Source organism: Parasphingorhabdus sp., assembly GCF_036568145.1.
Classification (GTDB): domain Bacteria; phylum Pseudomonadota; class Alphaproteobacteria; order Sphingomonadales; family Sphingomonadaceae; genus Parasphingorhabdus.
Map to the genome: position 1 here is coordinate 190,385 of NZ_DATCTC010000039.1, position 18,715 is coordinate 209,099.

The window sequence follows — 18,715 nt, forward strand, 5'->3', positions numbered from 1 at the left end:
GCTTACTGCCCCACTTCACCCGTTGTCTCCGTATCAGTTCCGGTATCGGCTGTTTCGGATTGTTCCTTGTTCCCGGTTTTCTCGGCTTTCAGGTTCGCACGATAAGCAGCCAGCTTTCTGTCCATACGCTCACTAATCGTGCCGCCCCAGCCCTTTTCAAGGTCGAGCAACACATCCATGGCCTTTTCCTTATCATAAAGAAACGTCATGACGTCACGAGCAACCGGGTAGGCGGAACCAGAGCCGCCGCCATGTTCAACCACCACAGCGCAAGCATAGCGCGGATTTTCCACTGGTGCGAAACTGATGAAGAGGCCGTGATCGCGGAACTTCCACTGCACACCCATACCGCCCCGGCCATAGTCAAGATTGACGACCTGTGCCGTCCCCGTCTTACCCGCCATTTTGACATCCGGAAGGGGCAACCGGGCGCGCCCAGCCGTGCCAGCGCCATTTACGACCTGGCTCATCGCCTCATGTATAAAGGCTATATGCTGGGGATCGATGTTCAGCGTTTCGATAGGCTTGCGTTTCCCGCCGAGTATAAGGTTCGGCATCAGCTTTTTACCCGTCGCTATACGCGCCGACATGACGGCGAGCTGTAGCGGATTGGCAAGCATATATCCTTGGCCGATAGTGGCGTTGACGGTGTCATAAGCCTGCCAGGATTTGTTGAATTTCTTCATCTTCCACTCTGGGTCAGGGACAGTCCCGTAAAACTGGCTGGGGACGGGTAGCGGGAACTCCTGTCCCATGCCCAGACGGTTGGCCATTAACGCGATGGGGTTCATCCCGATTTTCTGAGCGAAATAATAGAAATAGACGTCGCAGCTTTGATAGATGCCCTTGGCCATATCCACGCGCCCGTGTCCGCGCCGGTTCCAGCAGCGGAACACCCTGTTGCCAACGCGCAGACCACCATTGCAATTGACCGTATCGTCGGGGCTGAGGCCCGCTTCCAGAAAGGCCAGGCCCACCATGGGTTTGACGGTCGAACCGGGCGGGAACAGCCCTTTCAGCGATTTGTCGCGCAAAGGCACGTGGTCGTCGTCCCGCAACATGCCATATTCGGTTTGTCCGATACCATCGGAAAAGCTGTTGGGGTTGAAAGAGGGCATTGACGTCATGGTCAATATGTCGCCGGTCTCACAATCTATCACCACTACAGAGCCCGATTCCGGGCCAAGGCGGCGCGCGGCATATTCCTGCAAGTCTATGTCGAGGGTTAATTGAAGGGTTTTGCCCGGCGTATCTGGCCGGGTGTCCAGTTCCCGGACGATTTTTCCGCGCGCCGTGACTTCGACCCGTTTCGCGCCCGGTTTCCCCTGCAAATGGTCTTCAAATGTCATTTCAAGTCCGGCTTTGCCGATCTTGTACCCCGGCGTGATCAATATAGGGTCAGGCTTTTTCTTGTAATCTTCAGCAGAGGCAATGCCGACATATCCGACCAGATGGCCAACAGCTTCACCGGTTGGATAATAGCGGGAGAAACCTTGGCGCGGCGATACGCCGGGCATATCGGGCAGGCGCACGCTGACAGCGGCATAGCGTTCCCAATCCAGTCCGGTGGCGACCTGAACCGGTTGAAAGCTGCTTGCCTGTTTCAGTTCCTTGTTAATCCGGTCGATTGTTTCCTGATCCAGTGACAAAAGCTCCGCCAGCGTCGCTACGGTCTTTTGCTTGTCCTTCATCATGTCGGGAATAAGATCGACCCTGAAATCGGTCTTGTTATTGGCAATCGGCTTGCCATTACGGTCAATCATCCAGCCCCGCCGCGGCGGCACTAGCGTCAGGTTAACGCGGTTGCTTTCGGACAAAAGCTGGTAGCGTTCATTTTCCGCTACCGAAATATAAGCCATTCGCCCGGCGAGCAGCACACCGATGCCCAGTTGCAAGCCGCCGACAATGGTGGCCCGGCGGGAAAATGTCATCGATTGAACAGCGCTGCTGATCGTTTTTCCGCTGCCGTTAATAGTCATGTCGCAACCCGCCAGTTATCAATGGCCCCTATCAAACGGGTCACGAAAGGATAGAGTAAAATAGATAGCAATATTTGCGGTATCAATATTTCGAGCCGCAGGAAATTACTCTGGAAATCAATGATGAGCATGCCGCATACTAACACAAAAATAATCGAAAGAGATGCGATAAGCCAGTCCTGCCAATAATCCCTGCCGACGCCGCGCCGGTCAAGCGTTTCCAATATGATAAAAACCAGTGACCATAAAAATGCGGAACTGCCAAAAGGCTGCCCGCTGAACATGTCATCGACCAGGCCAAGCGGGAATCCGGCCCATACGTACCAGTAACCGGGCCGGATCAGCCGCCACGAGAGCAAGACCAGCAACCCCATGGGCGGCAATATGGGATAGTCCGTGATGACGGGTAAGGCCGTGATCATCGACCCCAGTATCACTGTGATGGACGGGATGAACTTGATGCGAAATTGGGACGGTTGCCGGTTTATGCGGGAGCGATAGGGTTTCGCCATTATTCGCCGCCACCCGCAGCTTCGGTTCCTTCACTATCGGTCCCGTTGCCATCAACGCCTACACCTTGTTCCGCCTGGACAGCTGCTACCGTTTCCGCCTGGAACATGGGTTGCACGATGACATGGCTGACCTTTGCGGGATTTGCCAATATCCGCGCGATGGCGCCTGTATCATTTTGGCGGATGACGACCGCAACCGGGATGCCCGGCGCATAGAGGCCGCCGCTGCCCGATGTTATCATCAAATCACCGCCCTTGAACGGATTGTCACCAAGATTGATAGGTTTGACTTCGACAGTACCGTCGCTGCGACCGGTAGCAAACGCGGGCAAGCCGTCATTTGCCCTTTTAACCGGTATGACATTCTGGCTATCGGAAACCAGCAATATCCGGGCAGTTGTCGGCCCAGTTTCCAGAACCCGGCCGACCAGACCTTCGGGAGCGCGCACAGGTTGGCCGACCAATATCCCGTCACTTGATCCCAGCCCTAAAGTGGCTATGCGCCGCGAACTGGACGAGGTTGAGCTTATCAAGCGTGCCATGCCAATCGCGTCTGGGACTTCTTTTTCCAGCCCAAGCAGTCGTTTTAACCGCTCGTTTTCCTGTTTGAGTGAGCGGGCTTCCAGTATTTCTATGCGGTTCTTCTCCAACTCGCGCTTCATGGCGGCATTTTTGGAGGCTGCGTTAAAATAGGCAGAGACGTTTTCCGCAGCGTTGCCGGTCACGCTGCCAATTTCGACAAGGGTTTTGCTTATCGGAGCCGTGGCTTCGGCTCCGATCGTGCGTAGGGCAGAAAACCCCCGGGGATCGAAAATGGATATAAGCAGCAGGAGGAGCCCGACTATGGCTCCCAAAATGCCCAGCAAATAGCTTGCGAATATACTATATTGCGCCCGCTTGGAAAATCCTGGGCGCCGGTTATTTGGCGGCGCCATCCGTGCTTATCCCTCCGCTTTTCTCATTCCGGGCTGGTGATCCATCAAGCTGTGGTCAGAACGCCGCGGAACATTTCGTCTTCCAAAGCGCGGCCAGTTCCGATCGCAACACAGGCAAGTGGATCTTCGGCCACTGTAACCGGCAATCCGGTTTCGTCACTCAATGCTTCGTCCAGACCGGCAATTAACGCACCGCCGCCAGTAAGAACAATCCCCTGATCCACGATGTCGGCAGCCAGTTCGGGAGCTGTATTTTCCAGAGCGATCCGCACGCCTTCGATAATAGTGCCAATTGGTTCGCTCAGCGCTTCTGCAATTTGTCCCTGATTGATCGAAATCTCTTTGGGGACACCGTTTACAAGGTCGCGGCCTTTGATGTGGATCGTGTGGCCAACGCCATCTGCAGGTGCCTGTGCGACGCCGAAATCTTTCTTGATCCGTTCTGCCGTGGTTTCACCGATGAGCAGGTTGTGATGACGACGGACATAGGAAACAATCGCCTCGTCCATCTTGTCCCCGCCAGTGCGAACAGATGTCGTGTAGGCAAGGCCGCGCAGGGATAGAACGGCAACTTCGGTTGTTCCGCCGCCTACGTCCACAACCATGGAACCGATAGGTTCTGTCACGGGCATATCGGCACCGATGGCAGCGGCCATGGGCTCTTCGATCAGGAAAACCTGGCTAGCCCCTGCATTTGAAGCGGCATCGCGGATTGCGCGGCGCTCGACAGAGGTGGAGCCGCTAGGCACGCAGATCACGATTTCGGGATAGCTGAACCATTTGTTCTTGCCGTTCACCTTTTGGATGAAATGCTTGATCATCTGTTCGGCTACATCAATATCGGCAATCACACCGTCACGCAGAGGGCGAATCGCTTCAATGCTATCGGGAGTCTTGCCCATCATCATCTTGGCATCGTTACCAACGGCCTTGACTCTTTTGACGCCGTTAATTGTTTCGATAGCAACAACCGATGGTTCATTCAGGACAATCCCCTGACCGCGGACATACACAACTGTGTTGGCCGTTCCCAGATCGATGGCCATGTCCTGAGACCTGAACTTGAACAGATTTCCAAATACCATGTTTTTACCCGTATAATTGTAGCGACAACGAATGTTGTCCCCTTAATTCATAGCGACTTTCTGGTTGAATGGTAGATGAAGTTTACCATTCTAAACATCCGTGCAAATCACCCCGCAAAACTTAGTCATAAACAAGGGTCGCTTGGCCTGTCCGCTTGGGCTAGGAATACAAATATGTCAATAAGAAGACTTCCGAATAATCTCATCAACCGTATTGCAGCCGGTGAAGTGGTGGAGCGCCCGGCCAGTGCGTTAAAAGAGCTGGTTGAAAATGCGATCGACGCGGGTTCGAATCACATCAATATCCGTCTGGAACAAGGCGGTCTGGACCTGATCGAGGTCAGTGATAATGGCTGCGGCATGGCGCGGGATGACATTGCATTGGCGCTGGAACGCCATGCGACATCCAAACTGCCCGATGAAGCGATCGAGATGGTCGCAACGCTGGGCTTTCGCGGTGAAGCGTTACCCTCCATCGCCAGTGTTGCTAGGCTGACTATCGAAAGCCGGGAAAAGGGCGCCGATGGCTGGGCGCGAATCGTCGATCATGGCGCAGTGGAAAGCGATGGCCCTGCCGCCATTCCTCCCGGAACAAAAGTGCGCGTAGAACAGCTTTTTGCCAAAGTACCCGCCCGGCGCAAATTTCTGCGCACACCGCGCAGCGAATATGCGGCCTGTGTCGATGTTGTCCGGCGGCTTGCCATGGCGCGGCCCGATATAGGTTTCACGCTGACCCACGAAGGTCGCAAGGCAATAGCAGTGCAGGCCGGTGACAGCGGGCCGGACCGCGTGGCCGCACTCACCAACAAGGAACTGCGCAGCAACAGCGTCGCGGTTGACTTGGTGCGAGAGGATGTCCGGCTGTCAGGCGTGGCGGGACTGCCGACCTATAATCGCGGTGTGGCGGACCACCAGTTTCTGTTCGTTAATGGACGCCCGGTAAGGGACCGGCTTCTGGTCGGGGCGGTTCGCGGTGCCTATGCCGAAATGCTCGCGCGGGACCGGCATCCGATTGTGGCCCTGTTTGTCGATATGCCGCCGGAGCAGGTTGACGTGAACGTGCATCCGGCCAAAACCGAGGTGCGTTTCCGTGAACCCGCGATGATCCGGGGCATGATTGTCAGCGGTTTACGCCGGGCGCTGGATGAAGGGGGCTTTCGCGCGGTCCAGCGCCCTGCGGAGTCCGCCTTGGCCAACTGGCAAAGAGAACCACAGGCTCCCGATCCCCAAACTAGTATTTTTACAGCGCAAGGACCGATTGGCGGGGGCAGGGCGACATTCCAGTCGCAGCCTTATCCATCGGCGGTGCAGGATAATGTCAGTGCTTTTGCCGGGATGCCACCTGAAGGACTGGCTCCTATCATGGGGCGGGCAGAGGAAGCAGCAGAGCCTGTTCCCGAAGCGCTGAAACATCCGCTTGGTATCGCGCGGGGGCAGGTGGCAAAAACCTATATCGTGGCGGAAGCCGAAGACGGACTGGTGATTGTGGATCAACATGCCGCGCATGAACGTCTGGTACTGGAACGCATGCGTAAGGCGATGGATGGCGGCAAGGTCGCTTCGCAGGCTTTGTTGATGGCTGAAGTTATCGAGATGGATGAAAATGCCTGCGACCGGCTAGAGGCCCGTATTGCCGAGCTTTCCGAATTCGGGCTGGAGCTAGAGCGGTTCGGACCATCGGCGGTTTTGGTGCGTGCGACGCCGGCCATGCTTGGTTCGGGTGATGTCAAAGGACTTGTAACCGATCTGGCGGATGAATTGGGTGCATATGATGAAGCGCTGTCGCTAAAAGAGCGGATCGATCATGTTGCCTCGACCATGGCGTGTCACGGCTCGGTCAGGGCAGGGCGTGTGCTCAATGTTGCTGAAATGAATGCATTGCTGCGCGAAATGGAGGTGACTCCCCATTCAGGGCAGTGCAATCATGGCCGTCCGACCTGGGTAAAATTGGCGCACGGCGATATTGAAAAACTGTTCGGCAGAAAGTGACGCGGCTGTTTGTCAGCCGCCGTTTCAATCAGTCTCCGCGTGCTTGAATAAGTCCGGTGCTTTCCATCGTCATGACGATCTCGTCCTTCTGGTTGAACACCGTTACCCGTCCTTTCATGATTCCCATGTTCGGACGGCTTTTGGAGAGGCGTTTATCAAGAGTGACTTGTTCGCAGCGCAATGTGTCACCGGGATAAACCGGCTTTACCCAGCGTATATTATCAGCGCCCGGTGAACCAAGGCCAGCTTGTTTATGGGTCTTCATGTGATCGACCAGCATCCGCATCATCATCGCGGCGCTATGCCACCCACTAGCGGCGAGGCGGCCAAAATGGGTCTTGGCTGCTGCTTCATCGTCCAGATGAAAAGGCTGAGGATCATATTTTGATGCGAATTCGATTACTTCTTCGCGCGTGACTTCATATTGCCCGAATTTCTGGGGCTGATTGAGCTGAATATCCTCGTAATAAAGCATGAGCAATCCTTCTTAAGCTTCAAATCTGGTAAAATCAGACGTTGAATTTGAAGTTCATGATATCGCCATCCTGCATGACATATTCTTTACCTTCCTGACGCAGCTTACCCGCTTCGCGCGCGGCACTTTCACCGCCCAGGCTGACATAATCATCGAATGAAATGGTTTCGGCGCGGATGAAGCCGCGTTCGAAATCGGAGTGGATTTCGCCAGCCGCCTGCGGTGCCTTTGCCCCTTTGTGCACGGTCCATGCGCGAGCTTCTTTCGGGCCGCAGGTGAAAAAGGTTTGCAGGTCAAGTAGCTGATATCCGGCGCGAATGACGCGGGCAAGGCCGGATTCCTCAAGGCCAAGTTCGGCCAGAAATTCGCGGCGTTCTTCGGGTTCCATTCCAACCAGTTCGGATTCTATCGCAGCAGAAACTATCACCGCTTCGGCGCCCTCGGCTTTTGCTTTCTCAAAAACGGCGGCGGTCAAATCATTGCCGGTGGCGGCATCGGCCTCGTTGACGTTACAGACATACAGAACCGGCTTGGCGGTCAACAATTGTGACTGGTCAAAAATCCGCTGTTCTTCGTCGTCATTTGGCTGCGTAAGGCGCGCTGGCTTGCCTTCACGTAGTAATGACAGCGTCTGGCCGAGCACATTGGCCGCGATCTTGGCTTCCTTGTCACCGCTGGTCGCTTTCTTTTCAAAAGCAGGGACACGTTTTTCAAGGCTTTCCAGATCGGACAGCAACAATTCGGTTTCGACGACCTCGGCATCCGAGATGGGATCGACCTTGTTGGACACATGCTGGATATCGTCATCTTCAAAACAGCGCAAAACATGGACAATCGCATCAACTTCGCGGATGTTGCCAAGGAACTGGTTGCCCAGCCCTTCACCTTTCGACGCGCCTTTGACAAGGCCGGCAATGTCAACAAAGGCAAGCTGCGTTTCAATGATTTTCGCGCTGCCAGATATTTTGGCAATCTGGTTCAGGCGTGGGTCCGGAACAGCGACCTGTCCGACATTGGGTTCAATCGTGCAAAACGGATAGTTAGCCGTCTGCGCTGCCTGTGTTTCGGTCAGTGCGTTGAACAAAGTTGATTTTCCGACGTTGGGCAGGCCAACGATACCGCATTTGAAACCCATTTGCTTTTCCCACTCCCTTTCTGGGAGAGGCCGGGAGAGGGGGATGTCCTGACACCGGCCGATTGATTAAGTTTGGAGAGACTGCCCCTCTCTCTGGCCCTCTTCCGATATGGAAAAGGGGTTATTCCTGCATTCTAAGCGCAAATTCGCTCATAAACCGTGCATTATCGCCTTTGGCCAACCAGTCCGCTTCTGATGCAATCGCACCCAGCATATGCGCCAGGGGATCAATTTCGGCCTTGGTAAAATTGCCCAGCACGTGACCGTGGACCCGGCTTTTGTGACCGGGATGACCTATCCCAATCCGGACGCGGCGAAAGTCGGGGCCGATATGGGCATCGATAGACCGTAGCCCGTTATGCCCGGCATGGCCGCCGCCAATTTTCACCTTCACCTTGAAAGGATCAAGATCAAGCTCGTCATGGAAGACCGTTACGTCTTCCGGCGCCAGCTTGTAAAACCGCATGGCTTCGCCAACGCTACGCCCGCTTTCGTTCATGAAAGTTGCGGGCTTAAGAAGCAGCAGTTTTTCGGAGCCGAGCTGCCCATCGACAGTCCAGCCCTGAAATTTCTGTTTAGGGGGTGGGAATCCATGCACTTGTTCCAGGGCGTCGAGCGCCATGAAGCCGACATTGTGGCGGTGCAGCGCATATTGTGCGCCGGGATTGCCGAGGCCGACCCAAAGTTGCATTGATCTTTCTCCTCATCAGGGGAGGGCTGGGGAGCGGGAGAATATTCCCCGGCTCCGGCAGCCCTACCCCAAGCGTCTCTCTAACGACAGAGGGACTTAAGGAATTACTCTTCCGAACCGCCTTCTTCAGCTTCAGCTTCTTCAGCCGCAGCTTCTTCTTCGGCCTCTGCCTGTTCGGCTTCGTCGTCAGAAGATTTGAGCGCTGATGGCGCAGTCACACCGGCAATGGTAAAGTCGCGGTCGGTGATCGAGCTTTCAGAGCCCTCTGGCAAAGTGACGTTGGAAATGTGGATTGAATCACCAATTTCAAGGCCGGTCACATCGATCTCGATTTGATCGGGGATCTTGTCCGCAACACACATCAGGTCCAGTTCAAAGCGAACAACGTTCAGCACGCCGCCACGTTTCAGGCCAGGTGAAGCTTCTTCGTTAACGAAGATAACAGGAACATTGACCTGAACCTTCGCGCCTTTGGAAAGGCGGAAAAAGTCAACATGCAAAGCGCGGTCAGTGACCGGATCAAAAGCAACATCTTTCGGCAATGTCCGTGTTTTCTCACCATTGACATCGACCAGGACCAGCGAGTTCATGAAGTGGCCGGTACCGAGCAGCTTGTTCAGCGCGCGCTCTTCCACATGAATTGCCAAAGCTTCTTTCTTATCGCCATAAATCACGGCGGGGACACGGCCTTCGCGACGCAGTGCACGGGAGGCTCCCTTGCCAGCCCGTTCGCGAGGCTCGGCTGATATTGTCAGCTGATCACTCATAATATTGCTCCAAAAATTAGGTTTTTACGATTTTCCGCCACGCCTCCAGGGTGCTCATGGTCGGAAAGACGGCGCTATAGGCACGGACCAAAGGAAAAGCAAGGCAAATTGCAGCCCGCAGCCCCGGCCAGCGGGCGTTAGCGGAAAAAGCCAATCTGGTTACTGGTCGCCAGCAATATCCCTGACTTTGACCAAAGTTCAACCCGTTGATCGTTTACACTATTGCGTGTGGACGCACCATCGGCGCGGAGCAGGACATGCTCTGATCCCACGGCGGCGATTTCCTCTTCACTGGCATAGATATAAGTGCTCATGGAGACCGTTGATCCCGTCCGCAATTCCTCGCATAGGAAAAAGGATCGCGGCATCGGGGAATCACATATGGATATGATGCTTAGCCGGTCCAGCGGACGTCCATCCGTTTCCTTTATCCAGATCAGGCTTTGGGGCGTATCATTGACAGTGAACGGAACGCCTTTGAAAATCCTTTGTTCATAGGAATCAATCCAAAGCGGCGCATTTCCGTCGGCAGGCCGCAAAATGATAGCTTCGGATACAGGTTTGGTTGCCGGCATGGATAGCTGGTAATTCAGGTCGGTTGGCCGACGGTTGCTTGTGACGATATCCGAGACAACAACAATATCCCCCGCCTGTGACAATTCCACCCGCCAAAACTGGGTTGAGGCACCGGATTTCAGCAAGCGCACAGAAACATCTACCACGCCCGCTGTGACGCCTGCGATAAACGTGGTTTGCACAGAAACAATCGGACTTTGGCAATCGTCATGGCCCTGAACGGCATTGGCCATAATCGCCGCCACCCAGCCGCCAAAGCAAGCGCCGGTCGGATTGCGATATACGCTGCTGGCTTCGATATAAAGCGAACCGTCGCCGCGCGGGACAAGCGCGGTTTCGCGGTCGAACAAGAATGTCATTGATTTACCCCAACCCTGAAAACATCATATTAAGCTATTGGACTCTTTCGATTTTATAGCCACGCTTTTCTAGCATGGCCTGAACAGCATCCGGGCCAACCAGATGCGCGGTTCCAACAGCAACAAAATAGGTGCCGGGCGTTTGCAGTTTGCTATCCAGTTGTTCGGCCCAGTCTCGATTACGTGAAACGAGCAGCTTTTCACGGGTTGCGGGGTCCTCCAAAATTCCTGTGTCGGAAATCTCGATAATGGCGTCACCATCTCCTGTAATCCAGGCATTGAAAAGATCTTCAAAAGATGTCTTCGCTTCAGCCGCTTCCTCGACAACGCTGGTCAACATGGCGCGTTGCTGCGTTTCGGGCAGTGTGTCAAAATAGCCAAGCTGCTGCTCGATAGTCTCAAGCCCGTCTATCGGCTTTTTGAGTTTGCCGAATTGCGCGACCAGTTTTTTCTCCACTCCTTCATTGGCGTCCAGCCCAAGATTGTTGGTCTGTGCCGATGCCAAAGACAATGCAGCGGCCCAGCTTTCCATGCGGTTCAAAGCGAATGCGGGAATTTTGCTTTTGTCGATTACCGTATTGAGATCAGCGCGCAGCGACGGTTTCACCCGTGTTTCAATTTCTGGCTGGCCCGGAGAAATGGCGAGTTTGGTGAATATCTTGGCGGTTCCGGCTGTGTCTTCAAGTCCCAGGACTTCGATGATGAGCCGGTCGGACTGGCTGATAGCTTTTTCCAGAACGGGTGTTCGCCAGTTTACGTCCTTTGGCAAGATGTGGATTGTCCCGAACATATAGGCAGTGCCGGTTTGTTCAGGCCTGGTGCCAGTGACTTTCCATAATGCGGGGCTGCCTTTGGCAACCGTGTCCAGTTGCACCGGTTCAGTTGCATTGGAGCAGGAACTTAGACCGGTGCCCAAGGCGACAGCCGCGATCATGCCAAGTAATATACGAATATATGTCATAATTCTTATCTGGTCATAGCGGGGCCAAATGGAAAGAGGCAAGGTGACAATGATCTAATATTTCACCCGCTCTACAAGGATGTTCCGTTTTTTAAGCTGCTCTTGCAAACTGTCATCACCGGCCAGATGGCCCGCACCCACAGCCATGAAAACGGTTCCCGGCTCTTTCATCCGCTCCTCTACCCATATGGCCCAATTGGCATTGCGGTTGGACAATAATGTCTCATAGACAATTTTTTCTTCCAGACCCGCGTTCATCAATTCGGCCAGTGCGCCGATATTGGCGTTGGACCAATGCGCGATCATATTTTCCATGCCATCGGGCATTTCGCTGATGGTATCGACATTGAAATTAAGGAAGCGAATCTGGACATCTTCTGGCAGTTTATCAAAAAAGCCAAGCTGCTGCTCAGGCGTTTCCAGCCCGACAATCCTTTTATTCTGTGCCTTGGCACGGGAAGTCAGGGCATCTTCCACGCCGCTGCCGGTGGTGTAACCGCTTTCCATCAACGGGATGAGTGACATGCTGATACTGGCGAACCATGGTTCAAACGGATCAAAACGGTCTACCGGCAAATTCAGGGATGCCATCGCTGCTTCATAATCCGCCCGATCCTCTTCGCTCAGCTTGTCACGAAGGGAAACACCGGTTTTGTCGATTGCAAGGTCGTTGACTATTTTGACCATCGTGGCGGGATCAGGCTGGACCATTTCGACAACCAGCTCTTCCGACTCGTCAAAGGCATCTTTCACGGCTTCATCAAACCAGCTTAGGCCGGGTTTGAGAATATGGATCGTGCCGAACAGGTAAATTGTCGTATCTTCATCCTTGACCACCCAGAGCGCGGGATCGGGATCATCAGGGATCGTCAGGCTTTCTGTTACAGGAGGCGCATTTTGACCGGAAGATTGGGGCGGCTCAGCCTGACAAGCGGCCAGGCCCAAAAGCACAGGCAAGAAAAACAGTGAAGAAAACCAGCGACGCATCATCTGCAAATGTTCCATTTCAATTGAAAGACCAAAGGGCAATAGAGGGTGTGATAGAACGCTCCGGTTAATCCGACATTTATAAACGGAATCCCAGTAGTTTCTCATTTTGTCAAAAAGCGGCTGAATATGCGGCTGCCAAAGACACAAAGGACTAAAGAATAGCGGGAAAACGCCAATCTCGGCTTGACCCTTTGAGGCGCTTTCGCCAAAGCAGCCGCAAAACTTTTGCACAGCATATTTCATTGGCGAAGAAAGCTACCACCTTGAACGACCAGAAGCCGCTCAGCTTCCAGCAGATCATCCTTAAGCTCCATGACTACTGGAGCGATCAGGGATGCGCGATTTTGCAGCCTTATGATATGGAAATGGGCGCAGGTACTTTTCATACCGCAACGACTTTGCGTTCTCTTGGTCCTGATCCATGGAATGCCGCTTATGTGCAGCCATGCCGGCGCCCGACAGATGGCCGCTATGGCGAGAACCCCAACAGGTTGCAGCATTATTACCAATATCAGGTGATCCTGAAACCGTCACCGCCTGATATTCAGCAGCTCTATCTCAATAGCCTGACCGCTATCGGCATTGATCCGATGCTCCACGATATCCGCTTTGTCGAGGATGACTGGGAAAGCCCGACGCTTGGCGCATGGGGTCTGGGCTGGGAAGTCTGGTGCGATGGTATGGAAGTGACCCAGTTCACCTATTTCCAGCAAATGGGTGGTTTTGACTGCAAGCCGGTATCTGGCGAGCTGACCTATGGGCTGGAACGTCTTGCCATGTATATTCAGGGCGTCGATAGCGTCTATGATCTGGATTATAATGGCAATGGAGTAAGTTACGGCGATATCTTCCTGGATAATGAGAGGCAGATGTCGGAGTGGAATTTTGAGGTTGCGAACACCGAAATGCTGTTCGACCTGTTCAACAAAGCGGTTGGTGAATGCGAAAATTGCCTCGACGCGAAATTACCCATTCCCGCCTATGAACAAGCCATCAAGGCCAGCCATGTATTCAACCTGTTGCAAGCGCGCGGTGTGATCAGTGTTCAGGAGCGGGCCAGCTACATGGGCCGTGTCCGTGATCTGGCCAAGGGTAGCTGTGAAGCCTATATGACGAAGAACGGGTGGGCGGCGTAATGAGCGATTTTCTTCTCGAACTACTCTCCGAAGAAATCCCCGCACGGATGCAGGCAAAGGCCCGCGCCGATCTGGAACGGCTATTTGTCGAGCAATTAAATGACGCTGGATTGAAAGCCGGAGAAATTACGGTTTACTCGACGCCGCGGCGGCTTGCGCTGATCGCAAAAGATTTGCCGGAGCAGACAGAGGCCGTCAGCGAGGAAGCCAAAGGACCGCCCGAAGGCGCGCCGGATCAGGCGATTGAAGGCTTCTGCCGCAAAAATGGCGTCACCCGCGACCAGTTGGAAGTGCGTGATGTAAAAGGACGTCCGACCCTGTTTGCCGTTATAAACAAGCCGGGCAGGGCGACCAGCGATGTGCTGTCCGAAGCCATCCCGGCGATTGTCAAAGCCTTTCCATGGCCCAAGTCTATGCGCTGGGGAGATGCCAGCCAATCGACTGAAAGCCTGCGCTGGGTTCGGCCTTTGGCGGGTATTGTTGCTATATTTGGTGATGATCTTGTTTCGTGCGAGATTGACGGCGTGGTGTCAGGATATGAAACCACCGGCCACCGTTTTCATCATGACGGCATGATTACCATCGGCAATGCCGGTGATCATGTCGAAAAACTGCGCGCCTGCCATGTTCTGGTCGATCATGACGAGCGGGAAACCATCATCCGCGATGGTGCGGCCAAGGCGGCATCATATGCGGGCCTGGAACTCGTCATCGACGAGGGGTTGGTCATCGAAAATGCCGGCCTGACCGAATGGCCTGTGCCGCTTCTGGGTAGCTTCGATCCCGCGTTTCTGGATGTTCCGGAAGAGGTTATTCAGCTCACCGCAAGGGTGAACCAGAAATATTTTATCTGCCGTGACAAGAACGGCAAGCTGGCGCCGAATTTCATCTGCACCGCCAATATTGACGCCATAGATGGCGGCAAGGCGATTGTTGCGGGTAATGAAAAAGTGCTGGCGGCAAGATTATCCGACGCCAAATTCTTCTGGGAGCTTGACCAGAAGACGAAGTTGGAAGATCATGCCAGGAAATTGAGCAACATTGTTTTCCATGAAAAACTGGGAACGGTTGCCGACAAGGTAGAGCGTGTGGCCAAGTTGGCCGAGTGGTTGGTTTCTTTAGAAGGGAATGGTTTTTACCAGTCCAGCCCCGGCGATACATTTCATAGTGAAGTGGTTGAGGCCGCACGTCTCTGCAAAGCTGATCTCGTCACCGAAATGGTCGGCGAGTTTCCCGAGCTGCAAGGCATCATGGGCGGCTATTACGCAGAGAAAGAAGGTTTGTCCGAAGAGGTAAGCAAGGCAATTCGCGATCATTACAAGCCGGTCGGGCAGGGCGACGATGTGCCCACCGATCCGGTGACGGTGACCGTGAGTTTGGCGGATAAGCTGGATACGTTAGCAGCGTTTTTATATGAAGGCATGCCGCCTACTGGTTCGAAAGATCCCTTTGCACTTAGGCGAGCAGCTCTAGGCGTGGTAAGCATAATTGAGAAAAATAGCATAAAGGTGCCGTTGTTGATGGCTGGTTTTATTGCCGCTTCAAACGTCGCCTTTCGGAACCAGATAAGCCCCATTGATCGAATTTTGCCGACAATCGATCAAATAGCAAAGCTAAAAACAGAGTTAGGCTGGAAGGAAATGTTTAACCCTTTGATCGAAGCGGCAACTGATCAGGCTAACGAAGACGCTAAGTTATTTACTATCCGTTCCAAAGCTACCGCTATTGATTTATTAGATTTCCTCGCAGACCGCCTCAAGGTCCAACAACGAGAAGCAGGCGTCCGTCACGATCTCATTGACGCTGTGTTCGCTCTCGGCGGTGAAGATGATCTCGTCCGTCTACTCGCCCGTGTAAAGGCATTGCAGGCATTCGTGGAAACCGAAGACGGCGTAAATCTTCTCGCCGGTTACAAGCGCGCAGCGAACATACTGAAGAAAGAAAGTGCTCCGGGCGCAGACCCGGAGCCTAGGGTGGAGGGCGCGACCGACACTCTGGGCTCCGCATCAAGTGCGGAGCGCGTCGCGCTGGGCTATGAGGCTGAACCTGCCGAAACTGCACTAATCAAAGCGCTGGACAGTGCGGAACCCAAAGCCGCCACCGCCATTGAAGCGGAAGATTTCGAAGGCGCAATGGCGGCACTGGCGTCACTGCGCTCGCCGATTGATGCGTTTTTTGATAATGTCACGGTTAATGATGACGATCCCGTCAAGCGCACCGCCCGGCTTGCTTTGCTGACGCGGGTGCGCGATGCAGTTCACACAGTTGCTGATTTTTCCAAGATTGAAGGCTGAATAATGACCCAATATGTATATCGTTTTGGCGGTGGTATGGACGCGGATGGCGCTCCGACAGATGCGACAGAAGCGCGCAACCTGCTGGGCGGCAAGGGCGCCAATCTGGCAGCAATGGCGAATATTGGCCTGCCGGTTCCTCCCGGTTTTACGATCTCTACCGAAATGTGCACCCGCTTTATGCAGGACGGCGGCGTCTATCCGGACAGCCTGACCGCAGAAGTGGCGCAGGGTGTGGCGCATATCGAGTCTGTAACCGGCAAGAAATTCGGCAATGCGGCCGATCCGCTGCTCGTCTCGGTGCGCTCCGGTGCGCGTGCGTCAATGCCCGGGATGATGGATACAGTGCTTAATCTCGGCCTGAACGACGAAACCGTTGAAGGGCTTGCCAAAATATCCGGTGATGAGCGTTTCGCATGGGACAGCTATCGCCGGTTCATCCAGATGTATTCCGATGTTGTGCTGCAACTGGACCATGATGCTTTTGAGGAAGCACTGGAAATTGCCAAGGAAGATAATGGCTTCTTCACGGATACCGAGATGGAGTCTCAGCATTGGAAGGCTCTGGTCGCCGAATATAAGGCTCTTGTCGAAAAACAATGGGGCAAGCCGTTTCCGCAGGATGTGAATGATCAGCTTTGGGGTGCAGTCAGCGCCGTTTTCGGTAGCTGGCAGGCCGAGCGGGCGAAAGTTTATCGCAGGCTCAACGATATTCCCTCCGAATGGGGCACGGCTGTTAATGTGCAAGCGATGGTTTTCGGTAATATGGGTGATACATCGGCAACCGGTGTGGCCTTTACCCGCAATCCGTCCACCGGCGACAGCGCCTATTATGGCGAATGGCTGATCAACGCGCAGGGCGAAGATGTGGTTGCCGGTATCCGCACGCCGCAATATCTTTCTAAAGCTGCCCGCGAGGAAGCCAACGCAAAACCATTGTCGATGGAAGAGGCAATGCCGGAAACCTATGGCGAGCTGACCAAGGTTTTTGATCTGCTCGAGCGCCATTACCGGGACATGCAGGACATTGAATTTACGGTAGAACGCGGCAAATTATGGATGTTGCAGACCCGCTCCGGCAAGCGGACTGCCAAAGCCGCGCTGAAAATTGCGGTGGATATGGCCAATGACGGCTTAATCACCCGCGAAGAAGCTATCGCACGGGTTGATCCGATGGCGCTGGACCAGTTGCTTCACCCCACGCTTGACCCCGAAGCCAAGCGCGATGTGCTGACTACCGGTTTGCCGGCGTCTCCCGGTGCTGCTTGCGGTATAATCGTGTTCGATTCCGATACGGCCGAACGCCGCACGGAATTGGGCGAGGATGTGATACTGGTACGGGTGGAAACCTCACCGGAAGATATTCACGGTATGCACGCGGCCAAGGGTATTTTGACGGCGCGTGGCGGTATGACGTCACATGCGGCCGTGGTTGCGCGCGGAATGGGCCGCCCTTGCGTTTCCGGCGCTGGCAGTCTGAGCATTAATAAAGACACGAAATTGCTGAAAATCGGCGATCGCGAGCTTAAAGAAGGCGACATACTGACAATCGATGGCAGCAATGGCCAGGTGATGGCAGGGCGTGTGGAAACGATTCAGCCTGAACTGGTTGGCGATTTTGCCGTCCTGATGGAGTGGGCTGACAAAGTCCGCCGGCTGCGTGTCCGCACCAACGCGGAAACGCCGCTGGATTGCAAAACGGCGCGGGAATTTGGTGCAGAAGGTATCGGCCTGTGCCGGACCGAGCATATGTTCTTTGAAAGCTCCCGCATTACCGCTGTGCGCCAGATGATTCTGGCTTCGAACGAAGCGGGCAGGCGCGAAGCACTGGCAAAGTTACTGCCGGAACAGCGTGAGGATTTCCGCCAGATTTTTGAAGTCATGGTGGGGTTGCCGGTAACCATCCGCTTGCTCGATCCACCGCTTCACGAATTTTTGCCGCATAATCAGGCAGAGTTTGAAGAAGTTGCTGCGGCTGCGGGTGTAGGTGTCGAAACGCTGAAACAGCGGGCGAATGAATTGCATGAGTTCAACCCGATGCTGGGTCATCGCGGTTGCCGCCTGGGCATCACCTATCCTGAAATCTACGAGATGCAGGCGCGGGCGATATTCGAAGCAGCTTGCGAAATTGCAGAAGCCAGCGGTGAAGCTCCGGTTCCCGAAGTGATGATCCCGCTGGTCGCCACTGCGCGAGAGCTGGAATTGATGAAAGATGTCGTCAATCGCATGGCCGAGGAAGTTTTCGCAGAGAAAGGCCGGCGGATTGAATATCTGGTCGGCACAATGATCGAATTGCCGCGAGCGGCGCTGATGGCTGATAAAATTGCCGAACATGGCGAGTTTTTCAGTTTCGGCACCAATGACCTGACCCAGACGACTTTGGGGGTCTCCCGCGACGATGCAGGCCGGTTCCTGACCCAATATGTCGAAAAAGGCATTTTCCCGCGTGACCCGTTTGTCAGCCTGGACATTGACGGCGTCGGGCAGTTGATCGAACTGGCCGCAGAACGGGGCAGGGCGACACGTAGCGACATCAAGCTTGGCATTTGCGGAGAGCATGGCGGTGATCCGGCCTCTATCGCTTTCTGCGAAAAAACAGGATTGGACTATGTCAGTGCATCGCCATATCGGGTTCCGATTGCACGGCTTGCCGCGGCGCAAGCGGCTCTCGCAAAAAACGATAGTAAAAACAGATAAAATGGGTTGCCAGATAGGGAAAGTCCCCCTATCTGACACCCACAATGCGCGCCCATAGCTCAGCTGGATAGAGTACTTGACTACGAATCAAGGGGTCGGGAGTTCGAATCTTCCTGGGCGCGCCACTTTCCTTT

Annotated in this window: 15 protein-coding genes and 1 tRNA gene; 5 read left to right on the forward strand and 11 right to left on the reverse strand. The window is 54.3% G+C overall.

The window, feature by feature from the left end:
- Positions 1 to 2: 2 nt before the first annotated feature.
- Genes mrdA through VIN76_RS16170 form a run of 4 tightly spaced genes read right to left on the reverse strand, consistent with a single transcriptional unit; the run spans position 3 to position 4,511 of the window.
- A complete protein-coding gene (gene mrdA, locus VIN76_RS16155) occupies positions 3 to 1,979 on the reverse strand; it encodes a penicillin-binding protein 2 (RefSeq protein ID WP_332042892.1) in 1,977 nt (658 codons plus the stop codon).
- Complete coding sequence (gene mreD / locus VIN76_RS16160; protein ID WP_332042893.1) at positions 1,976 to 2,491, reverse strand: rod shape-determining protein MreD; 516 nt, start codon at positions 2,489 to 2,491, stop codon at positions 1,976 to 1,978. Before mreD ends, mrdA begins: the two co-directional genes overlap by 4 nt.
- Positions 2,491 to 3,426, reverse strand: a complete 936-nt coding sequence (mreC, locus tag VIN76_RS16165) for a rod shape-determining protein MreC (RefSeq protein WP_332042894.1) — start codon at positions 3,424 to 3,426, stop codon at positions 2,491 to 2,493. The genes mreD and mreC overlap by 1 nt, the downstream gene beginning before the upstream one ends.
- 44 nt (positions 3,427 to 3,470) lie before the next feature.
- Positions 3,471 to 4,511 (reverse strand): rod shape-determining protein, encoded by a 1,041-nt coding sequence (locus tag VIN76_RS16170; RefSeq protein ID WP_332042895.1) that lies wholly within the window; start codon positions 4,509 to 4,511, stop codon positions 3,471 to 3,473.
- A 174-nt stretch (positions 4,512 to 4,685) separates the two neighbouring features.
- Here VIN76_RS16170 and mutL point away from each other — a divergent pair, with 174 nt between their 5' ends.
- A complete protein-coding gene (gene mutL / locus VIN76_RS16175) occupies positions 4,686 to 6,500 on the forward strand; it encodes a DNA mismatch repair endonuclease MutL (protein ID WP_332042896.1) in 1,815 nt (604 codons plus the stop codon).
- A 28-nt stretch (positions 6,501 to 6,528) separates the two neighbouring features.
- Here the strand turns inward: mutL and VIN76_RS16180 are convergent, their stop codons facing one another.
- From VIN76_RS16180 to VIN76_RS16210, 7 genes are all read right to left on the reverse strand, one after another.
- The gene (locus tag VIN76_RS16180; protein WP_332042897.1) at positions 6,529 to 6,975 is read right to left on the reverse strand and encodes a MaoC family dehydratase; all 447 of its coding nucleotides are present in this window, start codon (positions 6,973 to 6,975) and stop codon (positions 6,529 to 6,531) included.
- Between the two features lie 34 nt (positions 6,976 to 7,009).
- Positions 7,010 to 8,110, reverse strand: coding sequence for a redox-regulated ATPase YchF (gene ychF / locus VIN76_RS16185; RefSeq protein WP_332042898.1), 1,101 nt, complete (start codon positions 8,108 to 8,110; stop codon positions 7,010 to 7,012).
- 121 nt (positions 8,111 to 8,231) lie between these two features.
- Positions 8,232 to 8,801 (reverse strand): aminoacyl-tRNA hydrolase, encoded by a 570-nt coding sequence (gene pth, locus VIN76_RS16190; protein WP_332042899.1) that lies wholly within the window; start codon positions 8,799 to 8,801, stop codon positions 8,232 to 8,234.
- 104 nt (positions 8,802 to 8,905) lie between these two features.
- Positions 8,906 to 9,568, reverse strand: coding sequence for a 50S ribosomal protein L25/general stress protein Ctc (locus tag VIN76_RS16195; protein WP_332042900.1), 663 nt, complete (start codon positions 9,566 to 9,568; stop codon positions 8,906 to 8,908).
- Positions 9,569 to 9,705: 137 nt separating this feature from the next.
- Positions 9,706 to 10,503 carry a thioesterase family protein gene (locus VIN76_RS16200; protein WP_332042901.1) on the reverse strand — a complete coding sequence of 266 codons (798 nt, stop codon included), beginning with the start codon at positions 10,501 to 10,503 and terminating at the stop codon, positions 9,706 to 9,708.
- Between the two features lie 34 nt (positions 10,504 to 10,537).
- Entirely contained in the window at positions 10,538 to 11,464 is a 927-nt protein-coding gene (locus tag VIN76_RS16205; protein ID WP_332042902.1) for a TraB/GumN family protein, read from the reverse strand.
- Positions 11,465 to 11,518: 54 nt separating this feature from the next.
- A complete protein-coding gene (locus tag VIN76_RS16210; RefSeq protein ID WP_332042903.1) occupies positions 11,519 to 12,454 on the reverse strand; it encodes a TraB/GumN family protein in 936 nt (311 codons plus the stop codon).
- Positions 12,455 to 12,696: 242 nt separating this feature from the next.
- Here VIN76_RS16210 and VIN76_RS16215 point away from each other — a divergent pair, with 242 nt between their 5' ends.
- The 4 genes from VIN76_RS16215 (at position 12,697) to VIN76_RS16230 (ending at position 18,706) form a co-directional block, all read left to right on the forward strand.
- Positions 12,697 to 13,590, forward strand: a complete 894-nt coding sequence (locus tag VIN76_RS16215) for a glycine--tRNA ligase subunit alpha (RefSeq protein ID WP_332042904.1) — start codon at positions 12,697 to 12,699, stop codon at positions 13,588 to 13,590.
- Positions 13,590 to 15,884, forward strand: a complete 2,295-nt coding sequence (gene glyS, locus VIN76_RS16220) for a glycine--tRNA ligase subunit beta (RefSeq protein ID WP_332042905.1) — start codon at positions 13,590 to 13,592, stop codon at positions 15,882 to 15,884. Before VIN76_RS16215 ends, glyS begins: the two co-directional genes overlap by 1 nt.
- Before the next feature lie 3 nt (positions 15,885 to 15,887).
- On the forward strand, positions 15,888 to 18,581 hold the full coding sequence (gene ppdK, locus VIN76_RS16225; RefSeq protein ID WP_332042906.1) for a pyruvate, phosphate dikinase: 2,694 nt from the start codon (positions 15,888 to 15,890) through the stop codon (positions 18,579 to 18,581).
- A gap of 48 nt (positions 18,582 to 18,629) precedes the next feature.
- A tRNA-Arg gene (locus VIN76_RS16230) sits at positions 18,630 to 18,706 on the forward strand.
- The last annotated feature ends 9 nt before the right edge of the window (positions 18,707 to 18,715 follow it).

Bases quoted from the DNA above. Each gene is read 5' to 3' on its own strand.
- VIN76_RS16200 (WP_332042901.1), bottom strand. From the start codon at position 10,503: ATGACATTCTTGTTCGACCGCGAAACCGCGCTTGTCCCGCGCGGCGAC.
- pth (WP_332042899.1), bottom strand. From the start codon at position 8,801: ATGCAACTTTGGGTCGGCCTCGGCAATCCCGGCGCACAATATGCGCTG.
- VIN76_RS16180 (WP_332042897.1), bottom strand. From the start codon at position 6,975: ATGCTTTATTACGAGGATATTCAGCTCAATCAGCCCCAGAAATTCGGG.
- VIN76_RS16195 (WP_332042900.1), bottom strand. From the start codon at position 9,568: ATGAGTGATCAGCTGACAATATCAGCCGAGCCTCGCGAACGGGCTGGC.
- glyS (WP_332042905.1), top strand. From the start codon at position 13,590: ATGAGCGATTTTCTTCTCGAACTACTCTCCGAAGAAATCCCCGCACGG.
- mreD (WP_332042893.1), bottom strand. From the start codon at position 2,491: ATGGCGAAACCCTATCGCTCCCGCATAAACCGGCAACCGTCCCAATTT.
- ychF (WP_332042898.1), bottom strand. From the start codon at position 8,110: ATGGGTTTCAAATGCGGTATCGTTGGCCTGCCCAACGTCGGAAAATCA.
- VIN76_RS16205 (WP_332042902.1), bottom strand. From the start codon at position 11,464: ATGACATATATTCGTATATTACTTGGCATGATCGCGGCTGTCGCCTTG.
- mreC (WP_332042894.1), bottom strand. From the start codon at position 3,426: ATGGCGCCGCCAAATAACCGGCGCCCAGGATTTTCCAAGCGGGCGCAA.
- VIN76_RS16170 (WP_332042895.1), bottom strand. From the start codon at position 4,511: ATGGTATTTGGAAATCTGTTCAAGTTCAGGTCTCAGGACATGGCCATC.
- mrdA (WP_332042892.1), bottom strand. From the start codon at position 1,979: ATGACTATTAACGGCAGCGGAAAAACGATCAGCAGCGCTGTTCAATCG.
- mutL (WP_332042896.1), top strand. From the start codon at position 4,686: ATGTCAATAAGAAGACTTCCGAATAATCTCATCAACCGTATTGCAGCC.
- VIN76_RS16210 (WP_332042903.1), bottom strand. From the start codon at position 12,454: ATGATGCGTCGCTGGTTTTCTTCACTGTTTTTCTTGCCTGTGCTTTTG.
- ppdK (WP_332042906.1), top strand. From the start codon at position 15,888: ATGACCCAATATGTATATCGTTTTGGCGGTGGTATGGACGCGGATGGC.